Source organism: Nonomuraea sp. NPDC005983, assembly GCF_040614375.1.
Taxonomy (GTDB): domain Bacteria; phylum Actinomycetota; class Actinomycetes; order Streptosporangiales; family Streptosporangiaceae; genus Nonomuraea.
In genome coordinates, this window is record NZ_JBEXUP010000052.1 from 1 (window position 1) to 20,993 (window position 20,993).

The 20,993-nt window shown below is 69.6% G+C and carries 24 protein-coding genes and 1 pseudogene; 15 read left to right on the forward strand and 10 right to left on the reverse strand.

The features are described from left to right. Positions 1–144: 144 nt before the first annotated feature. Positions 145–261 (reverse strand): annotated as a pseudogene (locus ABZ297_RS22730) (NmrA family NAD(P)-binding protein); the annotation flags it as partial. 131 nt (positions 262–392) lie between these two features. Continuing rightward, positions 393–1,565, reverse strand: a complete 1,173-nt coding sequence (locus ABZ297_RS22735) for an alpha/beta hydrolase (RefSeq protein WP_355349444.1) — start codon at positions 1,563–1,565, stop codon at positions 393–395. A 101-nt stretch (positions 1,566–1,666) separates the two neighbouring features. Between ABZ297_RS22735 and ABZ297_RS22740 the strand changes: the two genes are divergently transcribed. Next, positions 1,667–2,554, forward strand: a complete 888-nt coding sequence (locus ABZ297_RS22740; RefSeq protein WP_355349447.1) for a LysR family transcriptional regulator — start codon at positions 1,667–1,669, stop codon at positions 2,552–2,554. A 152-nt stretch (positions 2,555–2,706) separates the two neighbouring features. On the opposite strand, the gene ABZ297_RS22745 is transcribed toward ABZ297_RS22740, so the two are convergent. After that, positions 2,707–3,342: an alpha/beta hydrolase gene (locus tag ABZ297_RS22745; RefSeq protein ID WP_355349450.1), complete on the reverse strand. Its 636-nt coding sequence runs from the start codon at positions 3,340–3,342 to the stop codon at positions 2,707–2,709. A 380-nt stretch (positions 3,343–3,722) separates the two neighbouring features. On the opposite strand from ABZ297_RS22745, the gene ABZ297_RS22750 reads away from it, so the two are divergent. After that, positions 3,723–3,959, forward strand: coding sequence for a hypothetical protein (locus tag ABZ297_RS22750; RefSeq protein ID WP_355349452.1), 237 nt, complete (start codon positions 3,723–3,725; stop codon positions 3,957–3,959). Here the strand turns inward: ABZ297_RS22750 and ABZ297_RS22755 are convergent. After that, positions 3,883–4,494, reverse strand: coding sequence for a cobalamin-dependent protein (locus ABZ297_RS22755; RefSeq protein WP_355349454.1), 612 nt, complete (start codon positions 4,492–4,494; stop codon positions 3,883–3,885). The genes ABZ297_RS22750 and ABZ297_RS22755 overlap by 77 nt on opposite strands. Positions 4,495–4,509: 15 nt before the next feature. After that, on the reverse strand, positions 4,510–5,088 hold the full coding sequence (locus ABZ297_RS22760; RefSeq protein ID WP_355349457.1) for an NAD(P)H-dependent oxidoreductase: 579 nt from the start codon (positions 5,086–5,088) through the stop codon (positions 4,510–4,512). 104 nt (positions 5,089–5,192) lie between these two features. On the opposite strand from ABZ297_RS22760, the gene ABZ297_RS22765 reads away from it, so the two are divergent. Beyond that, complete coding sequence (locus ABZ297_RS22765; protein ID WP_355349460.1) at positions 5,193–5,525, forward strand: helix-turn-helix domain-containing protein; 333 nt, start codon at positions 5,193–5,195, stop codon at positions 5,523–5,525. A gap of 46 nt (positions 5,526–5,571) precedes the next feature. On the opposite strand, the gene pip is transcribed toward ABZ297_RS22765, so the two are convergent. Next, positions 5,572–6,531, reverse strand: a complete 960-nt coding sequence (pip, locus tag ABZ297_RS22770; protein WP_355349463.1) for a prolyl aminopeptidase — start codon at positions 6,529–6,531, stop codon at positions 5,572–5,574. A gap of 37 nt (positions 6,532–6,568) precedes the next feature. Between pip and ABZ297_RS22775 the strand changes: the two genes are divergently transcribed. The 4 genes from ABZ297_RS22775 (at position 6,569) to ABZ297_RS22790 (ending at position 9,945) form a co-directional block, all read left to right on the forward strand. After that, positions 6,569–7,048, forward strand: coding sequence for a MarR family transcriptional regulator (locus ABZ297_RS22775; protein ID WP_355349466.1), 480 nt, complete (start codon positions 6,569–6,571; stop codon positions 7,046–7,048). Between the two features lie 179 nt (positions 7,049–7,227). Further along, positions 7,228–7,947 (forward strand): DUF998 domain-containing protein, encoded by a 720-nt coding sequence (locus ABZ297_RS22780; RefSeq protein WP_355349469.1) that lies wholly within the window; start codon positions 7,228–7,230, stop codon positions 7,945–7,947. A 97-nt stretch (positions 7,948–8,044) separates the two neighbouring features. Further along, positions 8,045–8,710, forward strand: coding sequence for a response regulator transcription factor (locus ABZ297_RS22785; RefSeq protein ID WP_355349472.1), 666 nt, complete (start codon positions 8,045–8,047; stop codon positions 8,708–8,710). Continuing rightward, positions 8,707–9,945: a histidine kinase gene (locus ABZ297_RS22790; protein WP_355349474.1), complete on the forward strand. Its 1,239-nt coding sequence runs from the start codon at positions 8,707–8,709 to the stop codon at positions 9,943–9,945. The genes ABZ297_RS22785 and ABZ297_RS22790 overlap by 4 nt, the downstream gene beginning before the upstream one ends. Positions 9,946–9,954: 9 nt before the next feature. Here the strand turns inward: ABZ297_RS22790 and ABZ297_RS22795 are convergent, their stop codons facing one another. From ABZ297_RS22795 to ABZ297_RS22810, 4 genes are all read right to left on the reverse strand, one after another. Next, positions 9,955–11,484, reverse strand: a complete 1,530-nt coding sequence (locus ABZ297_RS22795; protein ID WP_355349477.1) for a hypothetical protein — start codon at positions 11,482–11,484, stop codon at positions 9,955–9,957. Between the two features lie 93 nt (positions 11,485–11,577). Beyond that, entirely contained in the window at positions 11,578–11,943 is a 366-nt protein-coding gene (locus tag ABZ297_RS22800; RefSeq protein WP_355349480.1) for a DUF4345 family protein, read from the reverse strand. Positions 11,944–12,093: 150 nt separating this feature from the next. Next, entirely contained in the window at positions 12,094–13,665 is a 1,572-nt protein-coding gene (locus tag ABZ297_RS22805; RefSeq protein WP_355349483.1) for a hypothetical protein, read from the reverse strand. 225 nt (positions 13,666–13,890) lie between these two features. Next, a complete protein-coding gene (locus ABZ297_RS22810; protein ID WP_355349486.1) occupies positions 13,891–14,124 on the reverse strand; it encodes a hypothetical protein in 234 nt (77 codons plus the stop codon). Positions 14,125–14,322: 198 nt separating this feature from the next. On the opposite strand from ABZ297_RS22810, the gene ABZ297_RS22815 reads away from it, so the two are divergent. The 8 genes from ABZ297_RS22815 (at position 14,323) to fmdA (ending at position 20,763) form a co-directional block, all read left to right on the forward strand. Beyond that, positions 14,323–15,312 carry an LLM class flavin-dependent oxidoreductase gene (locus ABZ297_RS22815; protein WP_355349489.1) on the forward strand — a complete coding sequence of 330 codons (990 nt, stop codon included), beginning with the start codon at positions 14,323–14,325 and terminating at the stop codon, positions 15,310–15,312. Positions 15,313–15,493: 181 nt separating this feature from the next. Next, positions 15,494–15,877: a YbaB/EbfC family nucleoid-associated protein gene (locus tag ABZ297_RS22820; RefSeq protein WP_355349492.1), complete on the forward strand. Its 384-nt coding sequence runs from the start codon at positions 15,494–15,496 to the stop codon at positions 15,875–15,877. 33 nt (positions 15,878–15,910) lie between these two features. Further along, the gene (locus ABZ297_RS22825) at positions 15,911–16,243 is read left to right on the forward strand and encodes a hypothetical protein (RefSeq protein ID WP_355349495.1); all 333 of its coding nucleotides are present in this window, start codon (positions 15,911–15,913) and stop codon (positions 16,241–16,243) included. Then, the gene (locus ABZ297_RS22830) at positions 16,240–17,328 is read left to right on the forward strand and encodes a hypothetical protein (protein ID WP_355349498.1); all 1,089 of its coding nucleotides are present in this window, start codon (positions 16,240–16,242) and stop codon (positions 17,326–17,328) included. Before ABZ297_RS22825 ends, ABZ297_RS22830 begins: the two co-directional genes overlap by 4 nt. Positions 17,329–17,419: 91 nt before the next feature. Continuing rightward, the gene (locus tag ABZ297_RS22835) at positions 17,420–17,911 is read left to right on the forward strand and encodes a hypothetical protein (RefSeq protein WP_355349501.1); all 492 of its coding nucleotides are present in this window, start codon (positions 17,420–17,422) and stop codon (positions 17,909–17,911) included. Positions 17,912–18,337: 426 nt separating this feature from the next. After that, positions 18,338–18,613, forward strand: coding sequence for an FmdB family zinc ribbon protein (locus ABZ297_RS22840; protein WP_355349504.1), 276 nt, complete (start codon positions 18,338–18,340; stop codon positions 18,611–18,613). Positions 18,614–18,783: 170 nt separating this feature from the next. Continuing rightward, positions 18,784–19,440: an AmiS/UreI family transporter gene (locus ABZ297_RS22845; protein WP_355349507.1), complete on the forward strand. Its 657-nt coding sequence runs from the start codon at positions 18,784–18,786 to the stop codon at positions 19,438–19,440. A 75-nt stretch (positions 19,441–19,515) separates the two neighbouring features. Beyond that, positions 19,516–20,763: a formamidase gene (fmdA, locus tag ABZ297_RS22850; protein ID WP_355349510.1), complete on the forward strand. Its 1,248-nt coding sequence runs from the start codon at positions 19,516–19,518 to the stop codon at positions 20,761–20,763. Positions 20,764–20,993: the final 230 nt, after the last annotated feature.

The following is a 20,993-nucleotide window of genomic DNA, read 5'->3' on the forward strand; positions in this document are numbered from 1 at the left end:
GACTTGCACTTAGTTCAACTGGGCGACGAGAAGAACGCTAACCCACGACTTGAACTTTGTGCAAGCCCCTTCTTGAACTTTGTACAAGCCGCCGCCGCCATCTTCACCTACGCCCTCGGCAACGCAGCCGGCAGCCGCCGACCGAGGACCTCGGACGAGGGCGCGAACGTGCCAGCCGGCGGCAAGCAGGTGGCGGGCGGTGGCACCGCCCTGGTTCCCGGTGGCGCCGGTGACCAGGACGGTCTTGTCGTGAGTGTCCATGGTGGTGTTCATGCCTCGCTCCTGTCGCAGGTAGTGCCGCTGCCTTAGGTGACGGGCGTGGTCGGGATGAGTCGTCGTGACCACGGCGCACGACGCGCACCCGACAGAAGTCCCAGTAGCGGACGTCCCGGCTAGCCGGCTACGGCTTTTCTTTCCCGTGATCTCACCCAGGCGGTGAAGCCCTCGATCGCGTCGACGACCGCCTCGAAGCGGACCGAGTGGTACAGGTCGAAGGCGTGGTTCCCGCCGCGCAGCTCGGCGTAGACGACGGGGGCGGCCGAGGTCTGGCGTAGGCGGTCGGCGAAGTGCCGGGCATCCGCCACGGGTACCACCGGGTCCAGGTCGCCGTGGGCCACGAAGAACGGCGGTGCGTCCGCGGTGATGTGGGCCAGCGGCGAGGACTTGGCACCTTGGTCCCAGTAGGTGCCGTACCAGCCGTTCAGGTAGATGGCGCCGGTAACGGAGGTGTCGGCGTCCTCGAAACCCGGCTGGTAGGCAGGATCGTTTGGGGTGAGCGCGGCCAGCGCCGCCATGTGCCCGCCCGCCGAGCTGCCCGCGACGAACAGCGTCGCCGGATCGGCCCCGTACTCGTGAGCGTGCTCCCGTACCCAGGCGATCACCTTCTTGAGGTCGATCAGGTGGTCCGGGTGCTGGGCTTGTGGCTTCAGCCGGTAGTTGGCGCTGATGCACACCCATCCCTGGCTGGCCAGCCGGTAGAGCAGCGGCAGTGACTGGCTGTTCTTGTGGCCCCCCTCGTAGTGGCCGCCGTGCATGTGGATCATGACGGGTGCGCCTTGCGGGCGCGAGCGGTGGTGGTAGAGGTCGAGCAGGTTGCGGCGGCCCGCGTCGCCGTAGGAGAGGTTGGCCACACGCCGGACGTCCAGGCGGCGCCGGAAGATGGGCAGGAACAGGATGCGAGCCAGCGGGGGACGGCGCCGTAGCCCTTGGGCGAGGTCGGCGTCGATGGCGGCACGCCACCCCGCGCCCAGCCCTTCTGTCATGACGCGCTCGATCCTGGCCCGCTCGCCCATCGCGCGGTAGGCGATGACCGCGAGCCCGATCGCGGTCACGGCGGCCAGGGCGACGATCGCCCAACCGCCCGCCGAGTGGATGTCACCTTCGGCGAACGCCAGCGCCGTCGGGAGCAGCAGCATCCAGAAGAAGGCCGCGAACGGCAGTTCGTTGGCGGCCAGGCCGGAGTAGTAGCTCGGACGGCCGAGCGGGCGTGAGAACGGCACCGGCCGTAGCGCGAACAGCGTGCCGATCGCGACGAGCGCCACAGTGAACAGATACCCGACGGGCACGGAACCTCCAAAAGATCGCATCCTCGCGGATGAGCCTAGGAAGGACCGCTATATGCTGTCCAAGACTAGTTTTTCCATATATTCATAGCTACAGAGGCATAATGGATCTGCTGTCGCTGCGCTATTTCCAGGCCGTGGCACGCCATGAGCACATCAGCAGGGCGGCTGAGGAGCTCCACGTCGCCCAGCCCTCGCTCAGCCGGACCATCGCGCGGCTGGAGGCCGACCTGGGCGTGCCACTGTTCGACCGGCACGGCAGGCGGATCCGCCTCAACCGGTTCGGCGCCGCATTCCTGCGCCGGGTGGACAGAGCCCTGGCCGAGTTGGACGACGCCAGGCGCGAACTCACCGACGCCGCCGGCATTACCCACGGCAGCGTCTCGCTCGCCTCGGAGACGCTGCTCACGATCACCGAACCGGTCAAGAGCTTCATCGCCGAGCATCCAGGCGTCGCCGTACGCCTCTTCCAGGCCACCCCGGAGGTCATGGCCGAGCGGCTGAGCGAGGGACAGGTCGACTTCTGTCTGGTCTCCGAGGTGCTCGAGGGACCGGGACTGGTCCATGAGGAGCTGGTGCGCGAGGAAGTCCTGCTCGCCGTGCCGCTCGGGCACCGGCTCGCTGGCCGGCGAGAGGTGACCATGGCCGACCTCGCGGGCGAACCCGTCGTCACCACCCGGCCGGGGATTTGGCAGCGCACGCTGGCCGAGCGGCTGTTTTCCGAGGCCGGGCTGGAGCTGGTGGTCGCCTGTGAGATCGACGAGGCCACCACGGGCATCCAGATGGTCAGCGCCGGGCTCGGCGTGGGGTTCGGGCCCGCATGGTATCTCCGCTCGCCGATGGCGGCATCGGGGCTGCCGTTCTCTCCCGTACGGCTGAACGCTCCCGGCGCCGAGCGGGTACTGCGGCTGTTCTGGCGGGAGGGGGCCTACGTGTCCGAGGCGGCCCACCGCTTCCGCGACCACCTGACCGCCTCGCTGATGGCGACTTAGGCGACGCCGTCGGGCACCGCTTCGCCGGACGTCAGCGTGACCATCAAGACCTCCGTGCGTCGGTGAAGCGGCTAACTCCACTACGCCCGGAGGTCTTCGTAATGATCAATCTTCTGTGACCAGGTGTCACCAAGATCTCGGGCCAAGTACGGCTAACGCGCGCCGCCCTCAGCGAGATGGCGGGCGAAGAAGGCCTCGGCCAGCTCGAACGGCGGCACCGCCGCGTGCCTGCCGGGGTTGGCGTGCAGGGTCTTCTCCCGGGACGCGAGAGCGTCGAACAGCGCCAGCCCCGACTCCCGCGGCACCAGCTCGTCGTCCCACTGAAGGACGAACTGCACCGGAACGGTGACCTTTGCGGCCGTTCCGGCGAGAGCGCCGTCACCCGGGAGGAGCCCGACGAGCCCGAGGACGGCCGCGGTGATCCGCGGTTCCGCGGCGACCAAGGGCAGCCCGATCGCGCTGCCCATCGACAGGCCCCAGTAGCCGACCGGGCCGCCTTCGCCCACGAAGTCCAGGGTCTGGAGCGTGTCCAGGGTGGCCCGCCACTCCGGGACGGCCTGCACCGCGCGCCTGGCCATCTCGTGCGCCACCAGCGCGCCGACGCTGCCGCCTTCCGTGATCCGCTGCCTGATCTCGGTGGCGAACCGCGCGGCCTGCGCCGACGTCGGCCTGTCGCCCTGGCTCGGCGCGTCGATGGCCGCCGCGGCGAACCCGAGTGACGTCACGTACTTTCGGGCGCGGGCCACCAGACCGGGGGCCTTCTTGTGCTGGGAGCCACCATGGCCCATCAACACCAGGGGACGGCTCCCGGCAGCGCCGGCGGGAGACCAGAGCACGCCGGGAACAAGCTCTCCGGCGACAGTCAATTCGAACGATCGTTCAGAAACACCATGGGACGTCGTTTCCGAGATGAAGCGCATCCGCCTCGCCTTTCGCGATGCTGATGGGTGCTCCCTCGATCACCTACGCCGGGCAGACCGCACTGCCACGCGAGGAGAGCACCCGGGCTGATACAGCGGTAATGGGTCTCACCTCCTCGGTAGGCCTGTTTACAGCGACGGGGCAAGGGTAGCAGCGAGCGTGCCGCTTGAGGCCTGCGGGGCTCCCGTGCGGAGCTATATGCGGGTTACCGTGGGATTATCCGACTCCCGCGCCTTGGAGAACGGTCATGCCGAGCGATCCTGACCACGTGCTCGACGCCATCGACGGCGTCGTCGACGAATGGGAGACGCTGAGCGCCGACGCGATGCGCTGGGCGCCTCCGGAGAAGAAGGGCGACGACCTCCTCACCGAGGTGAGCGAGATCTTCGGCCCCCTTGCGAACGCGCTCACCCAGGCGTTCCGCCCGCTGGGCGACGCCGTGACGCGCGTCCTCGACCGCCTGGTGGACGGCGACGACCCTTAGCTCGTACGGCGGCGCCTGACACGCCTGGGGTAGTTGGCCGTCTCCGCCAGCCGCGCCGAGTGCTCGGCCTGCTTGCGCCAGTGCCCGTAGGCGTCGCCGCGCTGGGCCAGCCTGTCGAGTTCGCGCATGGTCGCGAGGGGGATGAACGCGGGCTCGGCGTCGCCCTGACCAGCGCGACGATGGTGGACTCGCCCTCGCCGATCGCGGCCACGTCCCAGCCCGCGTCGAGGACCTGCTGCGGCTCGGCGGTCGCGTGCACGCCGCCCGCGATGTGCAGGACGTCCGGTCTGCCGGTGGACGAGCGGACCGTGGCCAGCTCGGACGCCATGGCGTCGGCGTCGGGCGAGTAGAACGACCAGAGCACGAGCACCCGGTCTGCGCGGCTCGCCTCGATGTGCGCGGCGGTCTCCTCCGCAGTGGTGCCGAGGCTCAGCTCGTACTCCAGCCCCGCTGTATCCAGGGCGGCGAGCAGCGCGTGCACGCCGTACGTCACCGCCTTGCGGTAACGGACCACCACGTTCACTGCCAGCGCCACGACCGGCAGCGTAGCTCAGGCGGCCGCCAGGCGCATGGGACGCAGCGCGCCGGTCAGCTTGGACAGCTCGGCCAGGAGCGCGTCGGCGGCTCCGACCGTGACCTCGTTGGGCTGGAACGTGCCGTCGTCGCCGACGAACTGGGTGTAGAAGGGGATGTTCACGGCCTCGACGACCGGGATCATCTTCAACGTACTGGTCACCTGGCGCAGGCTGTTGACCGCGCGGGTGCCGCCGGAGACGCCGCCGTAGCTCACGAACCCGGCGGCCTTGTGCTGCCACTCGTGGTGCAGGTAGTCGAGGGCGTTCTTGAGCACGGCGGTGAAGCTGTGGTTGTACTCGGGCGTCACGAAGACGAAGGCGTCGCCGCGCTCGATGGTGGCGCTCCACTCCTTGGTGTGCGCGTTCACGTACTGCTTGAGCCTCGGGTGGTTGGGCTCGTCCAGGAACGGCAGCCCGACTTCGGCGAGGTCGACCAGCTCTACCTCGAAGTCGCCCTGGCCGACGGCGTGGTCATGAAACCACTCGCCGATGGCCCGGCCCGCGCGGCCTGGACGGGTGCTGGCGACGATGACCTGGAGGACGGGCTTGTCCATGGTTGCTCCTCAGGGATGGCGGAAGGGCCTTGTCCGCTAAACATTATTGAGTAGCTACACATTCCTTAGCAACTTGGAGGGTGTGGTCGGCTAGGATTCGCGTTGTGAGCGTCCATTCCGTCTGCGTCCGCTTCCACACCGCCCTCGAGCTGATCGGCGCGCGGTGGTCGGGAGCCGTGCTGCACATGATCTTCAAGGGGGCGCACCGCTACGCCGAGATCAAGGCGGCCATCCCTGGCGTCAACGACACGATGCTGGCGCGGCGGCTGCGCGAGCTGGAGAGCGCCGGGCTCATCGAGCGGCGCGTGCTCGACAGCTCGCCGGTGCGGGTCGAGTACCACCTGACCGAGATGGGGCGCGAGCTGCACCCGGCCTTCGAGGAGCTCGTCGCCTGGTCGCACAAGTGGATCCCGCTCCCCGCGGAGAAGGCCTCCTGACCTTCGTCCGCGGCGACCGCGGGCCGGGTCGTGACGGCTGCGTCGTTCAGGTGCGGCTTGCGAACCGGTCCGTGGCGGCCAGCAGGGCCTCCGCAGTGCCCGGCTCCCCGGCGAAGTGCCCCGCCCCTTCCACCACCACCAGCTCGCAGCCCGGCCAGCCGGCGGCCAGTTCCCAGGCGGTCTCGAGCGGGGTGCTGACGTCGATCCGGCCGTGCACCAGCACGCCCGGGACGTCCCCCAGCCCCGCCACGCCGCGCAGCAGCTCACCGTCCTCCAGCCAGGCGGCGTGGCGCCAGTAGTGGGTGACGAGGCGGGCGAACATCAGCCGGAAGCGGGGGTCGTCGTAGCGGGGGTCGGAACGGCTGCCGGCGTGCACCGCGACGTGCGCGTCCTCCCATGCGCACCAGTCGCGGGCGGCCTGCTCACGGACGTCCGGGTCGGGGCCTTCCAGCAGCCTGCTGTAGGCCGCGACGAGGCTGCCGTCACGGTCGGCCTCCGGGACCCCGTCGCGGAACCGTGCCCACTCTTCCGGAAATATCCGGCCCACGCCGCGGGTGATCCAGTCGACCTCGCGCCGGGTCGTCGTCCCGATCCCGCTCATGATCACCTCTGAGACGCGCTCCGGGTGCCGGACGGCGTAGGCCAGGCCCAGCGTCGTCCCCCAGGAGCCGCCGAAGAGCTGCCAGCGTTCGACGCCGAGGTGCTCGCGGAGCAGCTCCATGTCCGCGATCAGGTGGTGGGTGGTGTTGACGCCGAGGTCCGTGGCCGGGTCCGCGGCGTGCGGGGTGCTCCGGCCACATCCGCGCTGGTCGAACTGGACGATCCGGTAGGCGTCCTGGTCGAAGAACCTCCGTGCCCGGGCCGAGGCGCCCGAGCCCGGCCCGCCGTGCACCACGACGACCGGTTTGCCGCGCGGATTGCCGCTCACCTCCCAGTACACGTGGTTGCCGTCGCCCACGTCCAGGACGCCCTGGTCGTACGGCTCGCCCACTGGGTACATGCGCATCTCCCGTCAATCTAACAGCACTGTTATATTTCACCCTATGCCTGGATATACGGGACTTGGAACCTTGCTGCGGCACGTCCACGAGCTCATGGACGGCGCCATCGCCGGGATCTACGCCGACTGGGGGCTGCCCGAGTACCGGCCCCGGTTCTCCCCCGTGGTGCGGGCGCTGCTGACCGAGGGGCCGCTGGCCATCCGCGACCTGGCGTCCGCGGTCGGCGTGACGCACTCCGCGGCCAGCCAGAGCGTCGAACAGATGCGGCGCGCCGGGTTCGTCACCCTGTCGAAGGGGGCGGACGCCCGCCGGCGCATCGTCCACCTGACTGACAAGGCCCGCGCGGCCCTGCCCGCCATCGAGGCGGAGTGGGAGGCGGCCGAGCGGGCCGTCCAGGCGCTCGACGCCGAGCTGCCGATGCCGCTGGAAGAGGTGCTCCGGGCCGCCGTCGAGGCGCTGAAGCGTCAGGGGTTCCGCGACCGCATCGAGGCCGCCATACCGGACGAACGTCGCCCTAGGTAAACCGCGCTCGTCTGCCGCCGGGAGTCGCCCGATATCTGCCGAACGGTAGATGTGCGGGGGCTCGCGGGCGCCCGATCCTGTTGGGGCGCGTCAACCGGCGCGTCTCGGATCGATTCCGACGACCATCCCAGTGGCAGAAGGGACGCGGAAGTGACCTACCCGTCGAGGCGGTGGAAGTGATGGCGGTGTCGCGGCCCGCGACCGGCATGCCCGTGACGGCGAGAATCGGCGCGGCCGTCTGGCTGGCGGGGAACGCGCAGTTCTTGATCGTCCAGGTGATCGTGGGTTCCGCCTGGCCCTCGGGCTACAGCTGGGCGGCGAACAACATCAGCGACCTCGGCAATGTGCATTGCCAGATGTGGGATGACAGCCGTCCCCGATACGTCTGCTCACCCCTGCACGCTCTCATGAACACGTCCTTCGTCGTCCAGGGGGTGTTCCTCCTGGCCGGTCTGCTGTTGACGGGCGGGGCCTGCTGGGGCAAGGGGTGGCTTCAGGGAATCGCCAGAACCCTGCTCGCGATCGACGCCGGCGGCTACGTCCTGGTGGGATTGGTCCCGGCGGACCTCGACGAGAACCTTCACCTGCTGGGCGCGCTGCTCATCATGGGCGCCGGCAACATCGGGCTTCTCCTCGCCGCGTTCGTGCCGAGGTCCGGTCTGTTCCGCGACCTCCGGACGGCGACACTGGCGATCGGTCTGGTCGCCGTGGCCGGTGCCGCACTGTTCTTCACCCAGCACGATCCCGGCATCGGGCTGGGCGGCACGGAACGAGTGGCGGTCTTCACGCTCGAGGCGTGGACGCTGGTGATGGCCGTCGCCGTCCTGCGCGTGCGCCGCCGCCCACATCCCGGGACGGGCGCGCCCCTGACGTCCGCACCGGCTACGAGGCCCAGATAAGCGGGGCATCGCCGCATCTACGCTGGGACATCGGCGGGCGAGCACATCGCCCCGGCACATGGGGGCTTGGTTCGATGCCGCGGCAGGATGAGCGATCATGACGATCAGAGTGCTGATCGCCGACGACCAGGAGATGGTGCGCGGGGCCCTGAGACGGATTCTGGGCAACCAACCGGACATCGAGGTGGTCGGCGAGGCCGGGGACGGTGTGGCGGCGCTGGAGGCCGCGCGCTCCCTGCATCCGGACGTGGCCGTCGTGGACATCCGGATGCCGTGCATGGACGGCCTGGAGCTGACAAGGCGGCTGGCCGGAGGCCCGGAGACGGCGGGCGTAAGGGTGGTCGTGGTGACGACCTTCGATCTCGACGAGTACGTCTACCCCGCGCTGCGCTATGGCGCCTCCGGCTTCGTCCTCAAACGTTCGGGGCCCGCCCTGCTGGTCGAGGCCGTGCGGGCCGCCATGGCGGGCGACAGCCTCATCAGCCCGCAGATCACGGTGCGGTTGCTGAAGCACATCACCGGAGGACCTCGGCCGGCTCCGGCGCCGCCCCAGGACACGCTGACCGAACGGGAGGTCGAGATCGCCACGGAGGTGGGCGCGGGCAAGACCAACGCCGACATCGCCCGGGAGCTCTTCATCTCGCCGGGCACGGTGAAGACCCACATCGCCAGCATCCAGCGAAAGCTTGGCGTGCGGAACCGGGTGGGTATCGCTGTCCACGCCTGGGAGATGGGCTACACGACCCACTATCGGCCCGTATGAACGCCGCCACGCGACACGACGACCGACGGCTCTCGCCGCGGCTGGTGTGGAGCGTGATCGTCGCGCTACTGGTGCTGGCCCCGGCGGCGTGGCGGCTGCCGTCGGGCCTGGTCGCGGTCCCCGCCGCGGTGGCGGTGCTGGCCGCGATGGCGCGCTGGCCGTGGCGGCGGGTCACGATCGCATCGGCGGCGGGTGTGACGTTCGCGCTTTCCCTCGTGGCAGACGCGGCTTTCCACGTGCCGAAAGCGTATGTCACCTTCTGGGCCCTGGCCGAGTACCCTGCCCTGCTCCTGCTAGCCGCACGGGTGATCCGGCGGGCGCCCGACCGGCAGGCGGCGCTGCTCGGGCCGGCGGCGGTGGCGGCGATCGTGCTCCTGCCGGCCCGGTTCCTTTTCGCCGCCCCCGCTGCGGACTGGAAGGCGGTGGCGGTGGCCTGCTCGCTGTCGATCTTCCCCTGCGCGGGCGCGGTGGGTGTCGGGCTGTACCAGCGGATGCTGGACGACCGGCGGGCCAGGGCCGTGCGGCAGGCGCTGCGCGAGCAGCGCCTGCGGGTGGCCGCCGATCTGCACGACTACGTGGCGCACGAGCTGACCGGCATCGTGCTGGAGACCCAGGCCGTACGCCTCGACGACGATTCGCTGCCCGAACCCTTGAGGCAGTACCTGGAGCGGATGGAGGCGTCCGGGCTGCGCGCCCTGGAGTCGATGGACCATACCGTTCAGTCGTTGCGGATCTCCGATGAGCATGGGGCGGGCGGTCCGGCCTCGGCCGCCCGCATGCACGGGCTCGCGGATCTGCCCGAGACTGTGCGACGTTTCACCGCGGCGAGCGGCGCCGCCCGTTGCGAACTGGACATGCCGCCCGGCCTGGCCGCCACGGTGCCACACGTCGTCCAGGACGCCGTCCACCGCGTGGTCGTGGAGGCGCTGACGAACGTGCGGCGGCACGCCACCGGGGCGACGTGGGCGTTGGTATCGGTGGTGCCCGCCGCGGGCGGGGGAGTGAGCGTGACGGTCACCAACGGCGGCGGCACGGCGGGAACGCTGACCGCCTCCCGGGCCGGCGGGGGCTCCGGCCTCGCCGGGCTACGGACACGGATCGAGGCGCTCGGCGGGACGCTGGGGTGGGGGCCGTACGGGACGGGCTGGCAGGTGCGCGCACTGGTGGCGGGCAGTTCGTCAACCGATATCCGCCGAACGGCAGATGTGCCCCGCTGCGAGCGTGGCCGATCATGAGCGTGCGCATCAACCGGTGCCGTTACGCATGGGAGGACGTTCATGCCCCAGCCGCGAAGCCGGCCACGCCTGCGGATCGCCTGCGCCGCCGTCATCATGGCCGGCGGGCTCGTTGGCTGCTCGGTCTCGGCGAAGAGCGCCGCCCCGGAGGAGAAAACCTTCCCCTTCAGCGGGCAGACGCTGAATGTGAAGTCGCACGAGATCCCGACCGACCTGGTCACCGCGGATCGCCATGACATCAAGGTCACCCGGTGGTTCGACCACAAACCAGGCAGTTCCACCACCCTGCGCTGGGAACTGCGGGACGAGACCCTCGATCTGGAGGCGGGCTGCACCGGTCTGGCGTTCTGCGACGCCCGCTTTCGCGTGGAGGTGCCGCGCGGTGTCAAGGTCCTTCGAGACGGCCGCGCGACCGATATGCGAGGGTCCTAGGCTAGTACGGGATGCCCAGATGCTCCGCGATCGCGGCGGTGTGCGGGGTGGCGGTGGGGGCGGCGGCTGGGCGAAATACCCCGGCTTGTGGGTACGAAGCAGCAGCTCGCCGCTGCGCTCCCACAGGAAGCCCTTCCTGTTCAGCAGGCCCGCGAACACCGCGCCCGCCTTCTCCGGATCGCGCTCGGCCAGCCGCCGGATCGGCACCGGAGACACCGCGTCACCCCGCAGGTAGGCGCTGACCAGATCGCGGTAGCGCCCTCTCGCGATCAGCCGCGGATCGTCGAACACCTCCTGCAGCGGCCCGAAGTCGACGTAGTAGCCCAGCCCGGCGTCCTCGTCGAAGATCAGCCCCACCGTCTCGGCCGCCGTCACGTGCTCGGGCGGTTCGAGACCGTCCGGCGGCGGCCCGCCCAGCCTGCCCGACTGGTAGGCGAGCAGCCCCCGGATCCGCTCCTGCACGTCCCGGCCTTCCAGCACGACCAGGTCCGACCCGAAGTAGGCGACGAAGCAGAGCCGCTGCGCCTGCTGCGCCTCCCTCGCCTGGGCCAGCAGCTGCGGGTTGCGGAACGCCCAGGCGGGGTTGCGCAACGTCAGGTGGGCCGCGACGGGCACCAGGGTGTCGCGGGCGTCGGCGGGGTGGACGGCGGGCGTGCCGCTGATCAGCCAGTCGGCCCCGAGCGGAACCAGCCGCCCGACCACGAACATGCCCTGGCCCAGCGGCTCGAACGCGCGCTCCCCGAGGTTGGAGAACACCCGGTAGACCAGCTCGTCCACGAGGTTGAACAGCAGCACGGCGTCACGGTCGACGACCCGCACCTCGAACACGCCCTCGACGACGTCCTTCCAGCTCTGCAGGAGCTCGACGTCGAGCCGGTCGAGCCCGGCCCGCTCGGCCAGGAACCGGTCGATGACCGTGCTGCCGCCCGCCAGCCGGTGCTGGTGGGCGAAGTAGTCGACGGGCAGGAAGGCGGCGGCCTCGTCGGACGGGGGCCGGCCGCCGTAGAACCGGTCGAGCACCTCACCCAGCTCGCGCGCGAACCGTCCGGAGGTGGCGTAGTGGACCAGCTCGGCCTTCAGCTCGACGGCCCGTGCCAGCTTGCTCATCATCACTCCTTGTGTTCGGAGTGACACTAACCGTCCCAACCCGGCTCACGCCGGTACTTCCCGCAACTGGCGCCACCTCCCTGACTACCGCACTCAGCGGACGGCCAGGAGGGCGGCGGCGAGGATCGCCTCGACGATCAGGTAGAAGACCGTGGGGTAGAACCGCGACGGACGCTCGACGACCATCGAGACGATCCGGCCCGCGGCCATGCCTGCCAGCGCGAGCGCCACCGCGACCAGCACGCCGTCACGCAGCTGCCCGATGTCGAGCACGGCCAGGGTGAGCGCCAGGGCCGTCGCCAGTCCGAACCCTCCGTACACGGCCCTGATCTCGTTGCGGCTGTCGGCGGACGGCGCTGTGCCGCCGAAGGGGGCCACCAGGGACGCCGGTGCGACCAGGCCGTAGATCCCCATCCCGGCGAACAGCACCGCCACCGCGCCGATGATCACCTGGTCCACGGGCGCTCCGTTCGGGGTTCCGGTGGGCGTTCCACGTCAGAGATCGTCGCCGCTCAGCCATCCGTCGTCGATTACCTGTCAGGTAAGCATGACGGCCCCCGTGTTCGGGGCGGCGGCCGGCGCAGGGTCAGGCCGGCCGCCGCCCGGAGGTCAGCGCGCGGCTGTCCCTGACGGGCAGTTCTCGCAGCTACCGGTGGTGCACTTCGGGCAGGACGGCGCGGGATCGACGCAGACCTTGACGCCGTCGGCGTTGTTGGCCGGGTCGAGATCCAGCTCGTTCCCACCGACCGTGGCGGTGTTGATCTTCTCTCCGACCGTCGTGGCCTTGGCGTGGATGGTCAGCGTGGCCGTGCCGCCGCTGGCGAGCGCGCCCACCTTCCACGTCCCGCCGACCGCGTCGTAGCCGCCGACGGACGGCGTCGCCGAGACGAAGGCGAGACCGGGCGGCAGCAGGTCCTTGACGGCGACGCCGGTGGCGTCGTTGGGCCCGGCGTTGCGGACGGCGAGGCGGTAGGTGACGGTCTGGCCGACGGTGGTCTTGGTCTGGTCGGCGGACTTGACCACGCTCAGGTCGACCGCCGGGTTGACCTTGGTGACGGCGTCACCGGACGTCGAGGTCAGCGGCTCAGGGGTCGGGCCGAGCTGGTTCTCGTAGGTGACCGAGCCCTGGTTGCTGAGCTGCTTGCCCGCGACGTCCCGGCCGACCTTCACCCGGAACTCCACCGTGGTGCCGTCCGGCAGGTTCGTGGAGTTGGGCAGCCGGCCTCCCGCCGTGGCGGTCGCGCCGTTCCCGAGCGTGAAGGACACCTTGCCGGTCGCGGGGTCGAAACCGCCCTGGTCGTCGCCGGGCTGGTCGGTCTTGACGCCGGCGTTGGGGCCGTCCAGGACGCGGAGCGAGCCGGGCACGTAGGTGGACCCCGCCGGAATGGCGTCGGTGAGCCGCACGTTCTCCGCGACGCCGCCGCCCTTGTTGGTGGCGGTCAGCCGGTAGGTGACGATGTCCCCGACGTCGACGGGCCCCTGGGGGATCGCGGTCTTGGTGACGATGACGCAGGGCGCGGTGCCGAAGAAGACGTCGTCCAGGAAGTTGCCGATGCCCCTGCTCCCACCGGCCGCCGAGAGCGAACGGAAGGCGAACCTGGTGGTCGTCTGGTTCGCCGGGACGGTGTAGGTGCCGGTGTAGGTGCCCCAACTCCCGGTGCCATCGGACATGGTCGCCTGCCGGACGGGCGACGCGGGTGCGCCGATGTCCAGGGTCATCGTGTCGGTGCCGAGGCGGCCACGGTGCGACAGCCGCCAGTAGAGCTTGGCGCCGGGGGTGGTCGGGTGATCCTGGTAGAGGGTCGAGACCTGGTTCGCGTTCAGCTCGGCGAACTGCTTGCCGCTCACGGGCGGGGTGCCGGTGGGGTTGGGCGGGCCGTTCCAGAGCTCGATCATGTGGTCGGTCGCGGTCGTCCGCCAGCCCTGTACGGCGTTCGGGCTGTTCTGCGAGGCGTCGGGGAAGAAGTTCACCGAGCCACCGGTGACGCCCGGCTGTTCGAAGCCGCCGTTGACCAGCGCCACCTGCTCCGGGCAGGTCGCCGGGTTCGGCGCGGCCCGTACGGCCGTCCGGACAGGTTCCGCCTGCGCGGCGTCGGCCCTGGTGGCGCCGAACAGCGTCAGCGGGACGGCCACCATCGCCAGTGCGGTGGCCGGGTAACACATCCGGGGGATGTGCCTCATGGGCATGGTTCCTCTCGTCTGGCAGCGAACTGCCTCCATCCACCAGGCCGTGAAGATCGGCTGGTGCTGAACGGCAGATTTGCCTGACGGATCGGATGACAGCGCGCGACACGAGCCGCCGTTCCAAGACTTGGCACGACATTGCTCCGCATGGACGCTCTGGAGAGGAGATCAAGATCTAACCGACGGCCCACGAGCCTCGCCGAACCGGCGCCCATCAAGGGCTCACAGGTTGGTCCATGGCCCGTCGAAGGGGTTCCATTCGAGGGCGACGCGCCCGCCGTAGTTCCTGGCCAGCCTGCGGCGCAGCTCGTACCTGGGGCTCGCCAGTTGGTAGTAGACCTCGACCGCGTCACGGGTCGCGGGCTGCAGGATCACCCGCGACTCCCCCGGCGGGGACTCGGCGGCCGCCGTGACGGCGTAAACGGCGAGAAGGGCGGTGACCACCCTTAATCGCATGCGCGACGAGTGTAGATCAGTCGTCCCATGACCGCCGTCAACTGATCGACGTGCGGTTGCAGCTCTGCGAGCGGCGACTCACCGCTCGCAGAGTGGTAGCACGGGTGAAATAACCGCAGCTCCGCCGCTGTTGCCACGCAATGACCCGACAACCAGGTCGGTCCCCTGCTCGTTGCCCGCAACGAAAGGCTGTTCCCCATGACCTTCCCCCTCTCCATCCTTGACCTGGCGCACATCGGCGACGGAGAGACGGCAGGCGACAGCCTGAGCCACAGCCTGGTCATGGCCCAGCGCGCCGAGGAACTCGGCTACCAGCGCATCTGGTACGCCGAACACCACAACATGGCCGGCATCGCGTCGTCGGCGACGAGCGTCCTCATCGCCCACGTGGCCGCGCACACCCGGACGATCCGCCTCGGATCCGGCGGCGTCATGCTCCCCAACCACTCCCCGCTGACCATCGCGGAACAGTTCGGCACCCTGGAAACGCTGCACCCGGGGCGCATCGACCTGGGCCTCGGCCGGGCCCCGGGCAGCGACCAGCAGACCATGCGGGCGCTGCGCCGCACCCCGATGTCCGCCGACAGCTTCCCGCAGGACGTCCTGGAACTGCAGGGGTACCTGACGGGCGAGTCGCGGATCCCGGGCGTCGACGCGACACCGGGGAAGGGCACCGACGTGCCGCTGTACATCCTCGGCTCCTCGCTGTTCGGCGCCCAGCTCGCCGCCGCGCTCGGCCTCCCGTACGCCTTCGCCTCCCACTTCGCCCCGGACGCCCTGGAAGAGGCCGTCGCCGTCTACCGGCGCGAGTTCAAGCCGTCCGCGCAGCTGGAGCGCCCGTACGTCATCGCGGGCGTCAACGTCATCGCCGCCGACACCGCGGACGAGGCCCAGGAGCAGTTCCTCGCGGCGAAGCGCACCAGGGTGGCCCGCTTCCTCGCCCGCGACAGGAAGCTCACCCAGGAGGAGGCCGACCTCATCCTCGCCTCCCCCGCCGGCCAGCAGGTCCTGCACATGATGAAGTACTCGGCCGTCGGCACCCCCGGCGAGGTGGCGGAGTACCTCGACCGGTTCGCCGGGCACGCCCAGGCCGACGAGCTGATCGTCGCCTCCGCGGCCCCCGACAGGAAGGCCTGGATCCGCTCCCTCGAACTCCTGGCAACCGCCCACGGCCTGACCCCCGCCTGACCCCCGGCTGACAGCGCCGTGGCCCGTGAGCTCGGAGAGCTCGGCGGGCGGCCCCGACCAACTCGCGGTAAATCGTCGATGAACTCTCATGATCACGTGTGGAGATCGTCGGCGCCTCCTCACTAGGCTCCTGACAGCGCCATCGACGACCTGTCGTGCTGAGAGCGGGAGGCCGCCGCGGATGAAGGACCAGCCCTCGGAACAGCCGGACTTCCTGGACCGGTTCGCCGCCGTGCGGGAGACCGGCACGGCCGCGGACGGCCTGGTCAAGGTGGAGGTCGACGGCACCAGCAACCTCGTCCAGCTGAAGATCGACCCGCGGGCGATGCGCCTGTCGTCGGACGAGCTCGCCGCCGCGATCATGGCGGCCTTCGGCCAGGCCCGGTTCGCGGCCCAGGAACGGGCGACGGACGCCATCCCCGCCGCCCTGCAGCAGGACTCGCCCGAGCTGGACGCCATGCTCCGGGAGATCAGGGCCGACGCCCAGACCAGCATGAACGAGATCCTCGTCGTCGCGAACGAGTTGTCCATGAGGCTGGACCGACTGATGCGTCCGTCCTCGTGAGCGGACGGCAGCGGAGTGGTGGGAGTGGAGGACGTGCATGACGACCTGCGGGTCGTCTTCGGCAGCCGGCTCGCCTCGGCGAGCTCGCTGTCGGAGACCGCCGACAGGCTCGAACACGCCATGCGGGGGGCGCTCGGCGGCGCCGGTCAGGCGGCGGCCACCGGCAGCCCCGACCGGCCGGGCGCGGAGTTCGACGCCGAGTTCGCGGGACTGACCGACCTGGTGCAGGGCGCGTTCGGCGCCACCGCCGAGCGTCTGCGTGACATCGCGGCGCGCACGGCGCGGTCGGAGACGACCTTCGCCCTGGCCGAGCAGGCCAACGAGGAGGCCGTGAACCGGCCGCGTGCCATCGGCGAGGCGCCATGAGCTGGGAGCTGCCGCCCGAGCTGCGCGTGGTGCACAACCTCGTCGCCGGCGACGCCCCGTGGCCGCGATCGGACGAGCTGCCACGGCTGCAAGGGGCCGGCTCGTGGATGGAGCTCGCGTCCGCCGCCCAGGAGGGCCGGGCCCAGGCGGCCCCCGCCGCCGAGCATGTGCGGGCCGCCGGCAACCACAGCGACGACCTCTACCTGTTCGAAAGCTCGCTCGGCGACGAACAGAAGCGGATGGACGACGGTTTCCTGGCCAGCGCCCTGGTCGGCACCGGAACGACCACGATGGTGGTGATCAGGACGGCATGGAAGTACTTCGTCTTCGTCACCCTCCTGTTGCTGCTGGTCGAGCTCGTCGCGGCGTTCCGGAGCGGCCCGGGGCTCGGAGCCCTGATCGCCAGGCTGCGGATCCTGGGGAGGCGCAAGGCGCTCGGCTCGGCCCTCGGCCAGGTGGAGCGCGGCATCGCCACCCGCTCGGTAGATGCCCTCCGGCGGGCGAAGCGCATCCTGGCCCTCGCCGCGATCGCCACCGCCGCGCCCACGGCCCTGGTGGCGATCAAGACCGTGTCGCTCAAACCCTGGGACGACAACTCGCAGGCGCGGGAGGACGCCGAGGCGATCCTGACGCAGACCCCCGAAGGACGGGCGGCGCTCGCCTACGCCAAGGAGCACGGCATCACCACGCTCTACCAGAGCCGCTACAACATGACCTGGTCCGACTACGACCGGAACCTCAACGTCATCCGCATCCAGGGGTCCGACACCGCCACCCCCGAAGCGCTCGCCGGGGAGTTCGTCCGCCAGGTGCACATGGCCAGGACCCGTTGGGGCCCGAGCCCGGTCACCAAGGACTTCGCCGAATACAGCGAGGCGAGGGACAAGGAGGAGAAGGCGGCCGACCAGGCGGCCTATCGCATGGGCAGCCAGCTCGGCCACGAGCAGGCCGCCCGTGAGACCTACCTCGAGGACGACGGAGGCAGCTACCACCGGCACCGGCAGGAGTACGACAAGGGGCAGCGGGAGTCGATGCTGGAGGTTCCCTTCAGGCTCTTCAACGACGGCCCGCTCGACTTCACCTGAGCTCCGCGTTTAGAGCCTTGCAATTCCCGGCAAGGCGGTTGAAAGCGACTCATCGGACAGTTCGGTCAACTCACAAGAAGGGACCGCCCCGATGATGATCACCCGCACCCTGACCGGTCTGGCCATCGCCGCCGCCCTCGTCTCGATCGCGCCCGCCGCCGCCCAGGCCGCGACGCCCGCCTCCGGCGCCGGCCAGACGGCGGCCGGCCCGTGGGGCCCGTACTACGCCCCCGGAAACAAGGCCAAGGCGGCGGGCACCCTGACGGCCACCGGCGAGGACCACGCGGACATCCCGGCCGCCGACACCGTGAAGGTCTCCGGCAAGGCGTACGACTACACCCGCGCCACCTCCACCTGCGGCTGGGCGGTCTTCCGCATCACCTACCGCGACTCCACGAACAACCTGCCCTTCAAGCACCACGGTGTCCGCGCCTGCTCGTACCGCGTGGCCAAGCCGTTCTCGTTCACCTACCACGACGTGTACCAGGTCGAGCTGAAGGTCTGCGCCGAGGGCAAGGGCGCCAAGCCGTCGATCAACTGCCTGTACGAGGGCACCTGGAAGACCCTCTACCTGTCGAAGTAACCGCCCGGAATCAGTCCGCGACCGGGGGATCTCCTGGTGGACGCGGCGTCTTCCTCCGTGCGGGCGATCCGGAAAGATCGCTTTGCACGGAGGTTACACATCGGTGGTCGGCCGGATGGCCTGCGCCGAGCCCCATCACACAGCGCGACGAGCCGTCACCGGAGAAGGTTCGACTCGACCGTGCGGACCGTCAAACGTCCGGCAAGTTCTCCGGGGTCATCGGAGATCATGGGTGCGGAGCGCTAAAAATACGGCCACGCGCGACGCCGCCACCGACACCGATTTCCGGCTCAGGACCGGTGTTCTCCGGTGGCGTCGAGGCCCTGTCGCCCGCCTTGACACACAGTTGAGGTAGGGGTTGTCTGATAAACGACCTGAGTTGCCGCATGCCGAAGACAGTGGGCTTTACCTCTGGCGGAGAAACCTATGGCGACCTACGAGTATCGCTGCCCCGAGTGCGGGCGGTTCGAGGTGCACCTGCCGATAGGAACCGCCACGGCGGTGCATGACTGCCCCCAGTGTCACTACGCGGCCCATCGTGTCTTCTCCCCTCCCTACCTCAGCCAGGTGCCCTCGGCGGTCTCTGCCGCGCTCGCCCGGGAGGAGCAGAGCCAGGAGGCGCCTGACGTCGTCACGGGCGTGCCCGCCCAGCACCGCCCGCAGCCGCCGCACCCGGCGCTGCCCCGCCTGCCCCGGCCCTGATCAGCACCCCTGATCAACAGAACAACGCGTCCACGTGCGAGGAGGGCTCCGCGCTGTCCGGATGCGGGCCTCCTGTCGCGGGCCGCCACTCACCCGGCGTGGACGATGCCGCCAACCGGAAACATGAGCGCCGGAAGCGTGAGCCGGAAGCATGAGGAGGTGCGTCGCTGATGGGGGCCGTCGGACTGCTGTACGTCGGCGCAGTCCTCTTCCTGAACGGGATGATGCTCCTGAAGAAGGTTGAACCGCGCGCGGCGGGCGTCTTCAACCTCTTCGTCGGAGGCATGCAGGTGGTCACGCCCACCGTGCTGATCATCGCCAACCTCAGCAGGCCGGCCGAGATCCTCAGCGCGTCGGGAATCTACCTCTTCGGTTTCACCTACCTCTATGTCGGGGTCAACCTGCTGGGCGGGTTCGACTCCACCGGGGTGGGCTACTTCTCCCTGTTCGTGGCGATCATGGCGCTCGGATATTCGTACGCGAACTTCCGCCTCCTCGGTGACCCCGCGTTCGGCGTCATCTGGCTCTACTGGTCCTTCCTGTGGTTCCTCTTCTTCGTGCTGCTGGGCCTGAAGCGGACGCAGATCACCAGGTACACCGGCTGGGTCACGGCGATCCAGGGATGGGTGACGGGGGCGATCCCCGCCTTCCTGATCCTCACCGGCAACTGGCGGAACCCGAGCCTCTACGCGATCATCCTCGCCGTGTTCGGCGTGGTCGTCTTCGCCGGGCTGTGGCCGCTGACACGCGAACGCGAACCCGCGGCGGCGACGCCGGACGAGGAGTTGGGCGGCCGCGACCGTACGCATCGCCCCCGCTGGACGTGAAGCCGCTGGACGTGAAGGAGGTGATGCGACACGTCGAACGCCTGAGGGGACCACGATCAGAGAAGGGCATTCATCATGCCGCATGTGGTATTCAGCATCGACCAATCGGTGTCCATGCGCGACCAGAAAATACCAGGTCACAACCGGTGGCACCCGGACATTCCGGTGGCCGACATGGTCCGTCCCGGAGACGAGTTCCGAATCGAGTGCAGAGACTGGACCGACGCCCAGATCGGCAACAACGACTCCGCGAACGACGTACGGGACGTCGACCTGACCGTCCCGCACGTACTGAGCGGGCCCATCGGGGTGGAAGGGGCCGAACCAGGCGACCTCCTGGTCGTCGACATCCTCGACCTCGGCCCGGTTCCGCAGCAGGTCGGGCAGGTGTCAGGACAGGGTTGGGGCTACACCGGCGTGTTCGCCAAGGCGAACGGCGGCGGTTTCCTGACGGACTACTTCCCTGACGCCTACAAGGCGGTCTGGGACTTCCACGGGATGGCCGCCACCTCCCGCCACCTGCCAGGTGTGCGGTACACCGGCATCACCCACCCCGGGCTCTTCGGCACCGCGCCGTCGGCCGACCTGCTCGCCGCCTGGAACCGGCGGGAGCGGGCTCTCATCGACACCGACCCGCAACGGGTCCCGCCGCTCGGCCTGCCGCCGGTGGCCGACAACGTCATGGCCGGCACCGCGAGCGCCGAGGTGATGCAGCGGGTCGCCGCCGAGGGCGCCCGCACCGTCCCGGCACGGGAGAACGGCGGAAACCAGGACATCAAGAACTTCACCCGCGGATCCAGGGTCTTCTTCCCGGTTCTCGTGAAGGACGCCAAGCTTTCCGGAGGTGACCTGCACTTCAGCCAGGGTGACGGCGAGATCACCTTCTGCGGCGCGATCGAGATGGGCGGTTTCATCGACCTCCACGTCGACCTCATCAAGGGCGGCATGGAGAAGTACGGCATCACCACCAACCCGGTCTTCATGCCGGGGAACGTCGAGCCCCGGTACTCCGAGTTCCTCTCGTTCATCGGGATCTCGGTCGACCACGACACCGACACCAACTACTACCTCGACGCGACGGTGGCCTACCGCAGGGCCTGCCTCAACGCCGTCGAGTACCTCAAGAGGTGGGGCTACAGCGGAGAGCAGGCGTACCTGCTGCTCGGCTCGGCCCCGATCGAGGGGCGTGTCAGCGGGATCGTCGACATTCCCAACGCATGCTGCTCGCTCTACCTGCCCACAGCGATCTTCGACTTCGACGTACGTCCCAACCCGGAGGGACCGGTCAGGAAGGAGCGTGGACAGTGCGCCATGTCGAGCTGACCGCCGCAACGTGACGACCAGCCGGCGTGGGAAGCCCTGCCCGGGGACCAACCGGGCAGGGTCTTAATATTTCTACAAAAACTGCCCCACGCTTCTTCGCTCCCGCCGAAATGCGCGCCGATCGCCCAGAAATTCAGGCCTGAGCGGCGTTCCGCTCCGCAGGCGGCTTTTACCGGCGCACCGCCTGTCACTGCGTCAACGGCCAACCGGCCCACCGAGTACGAAGAACC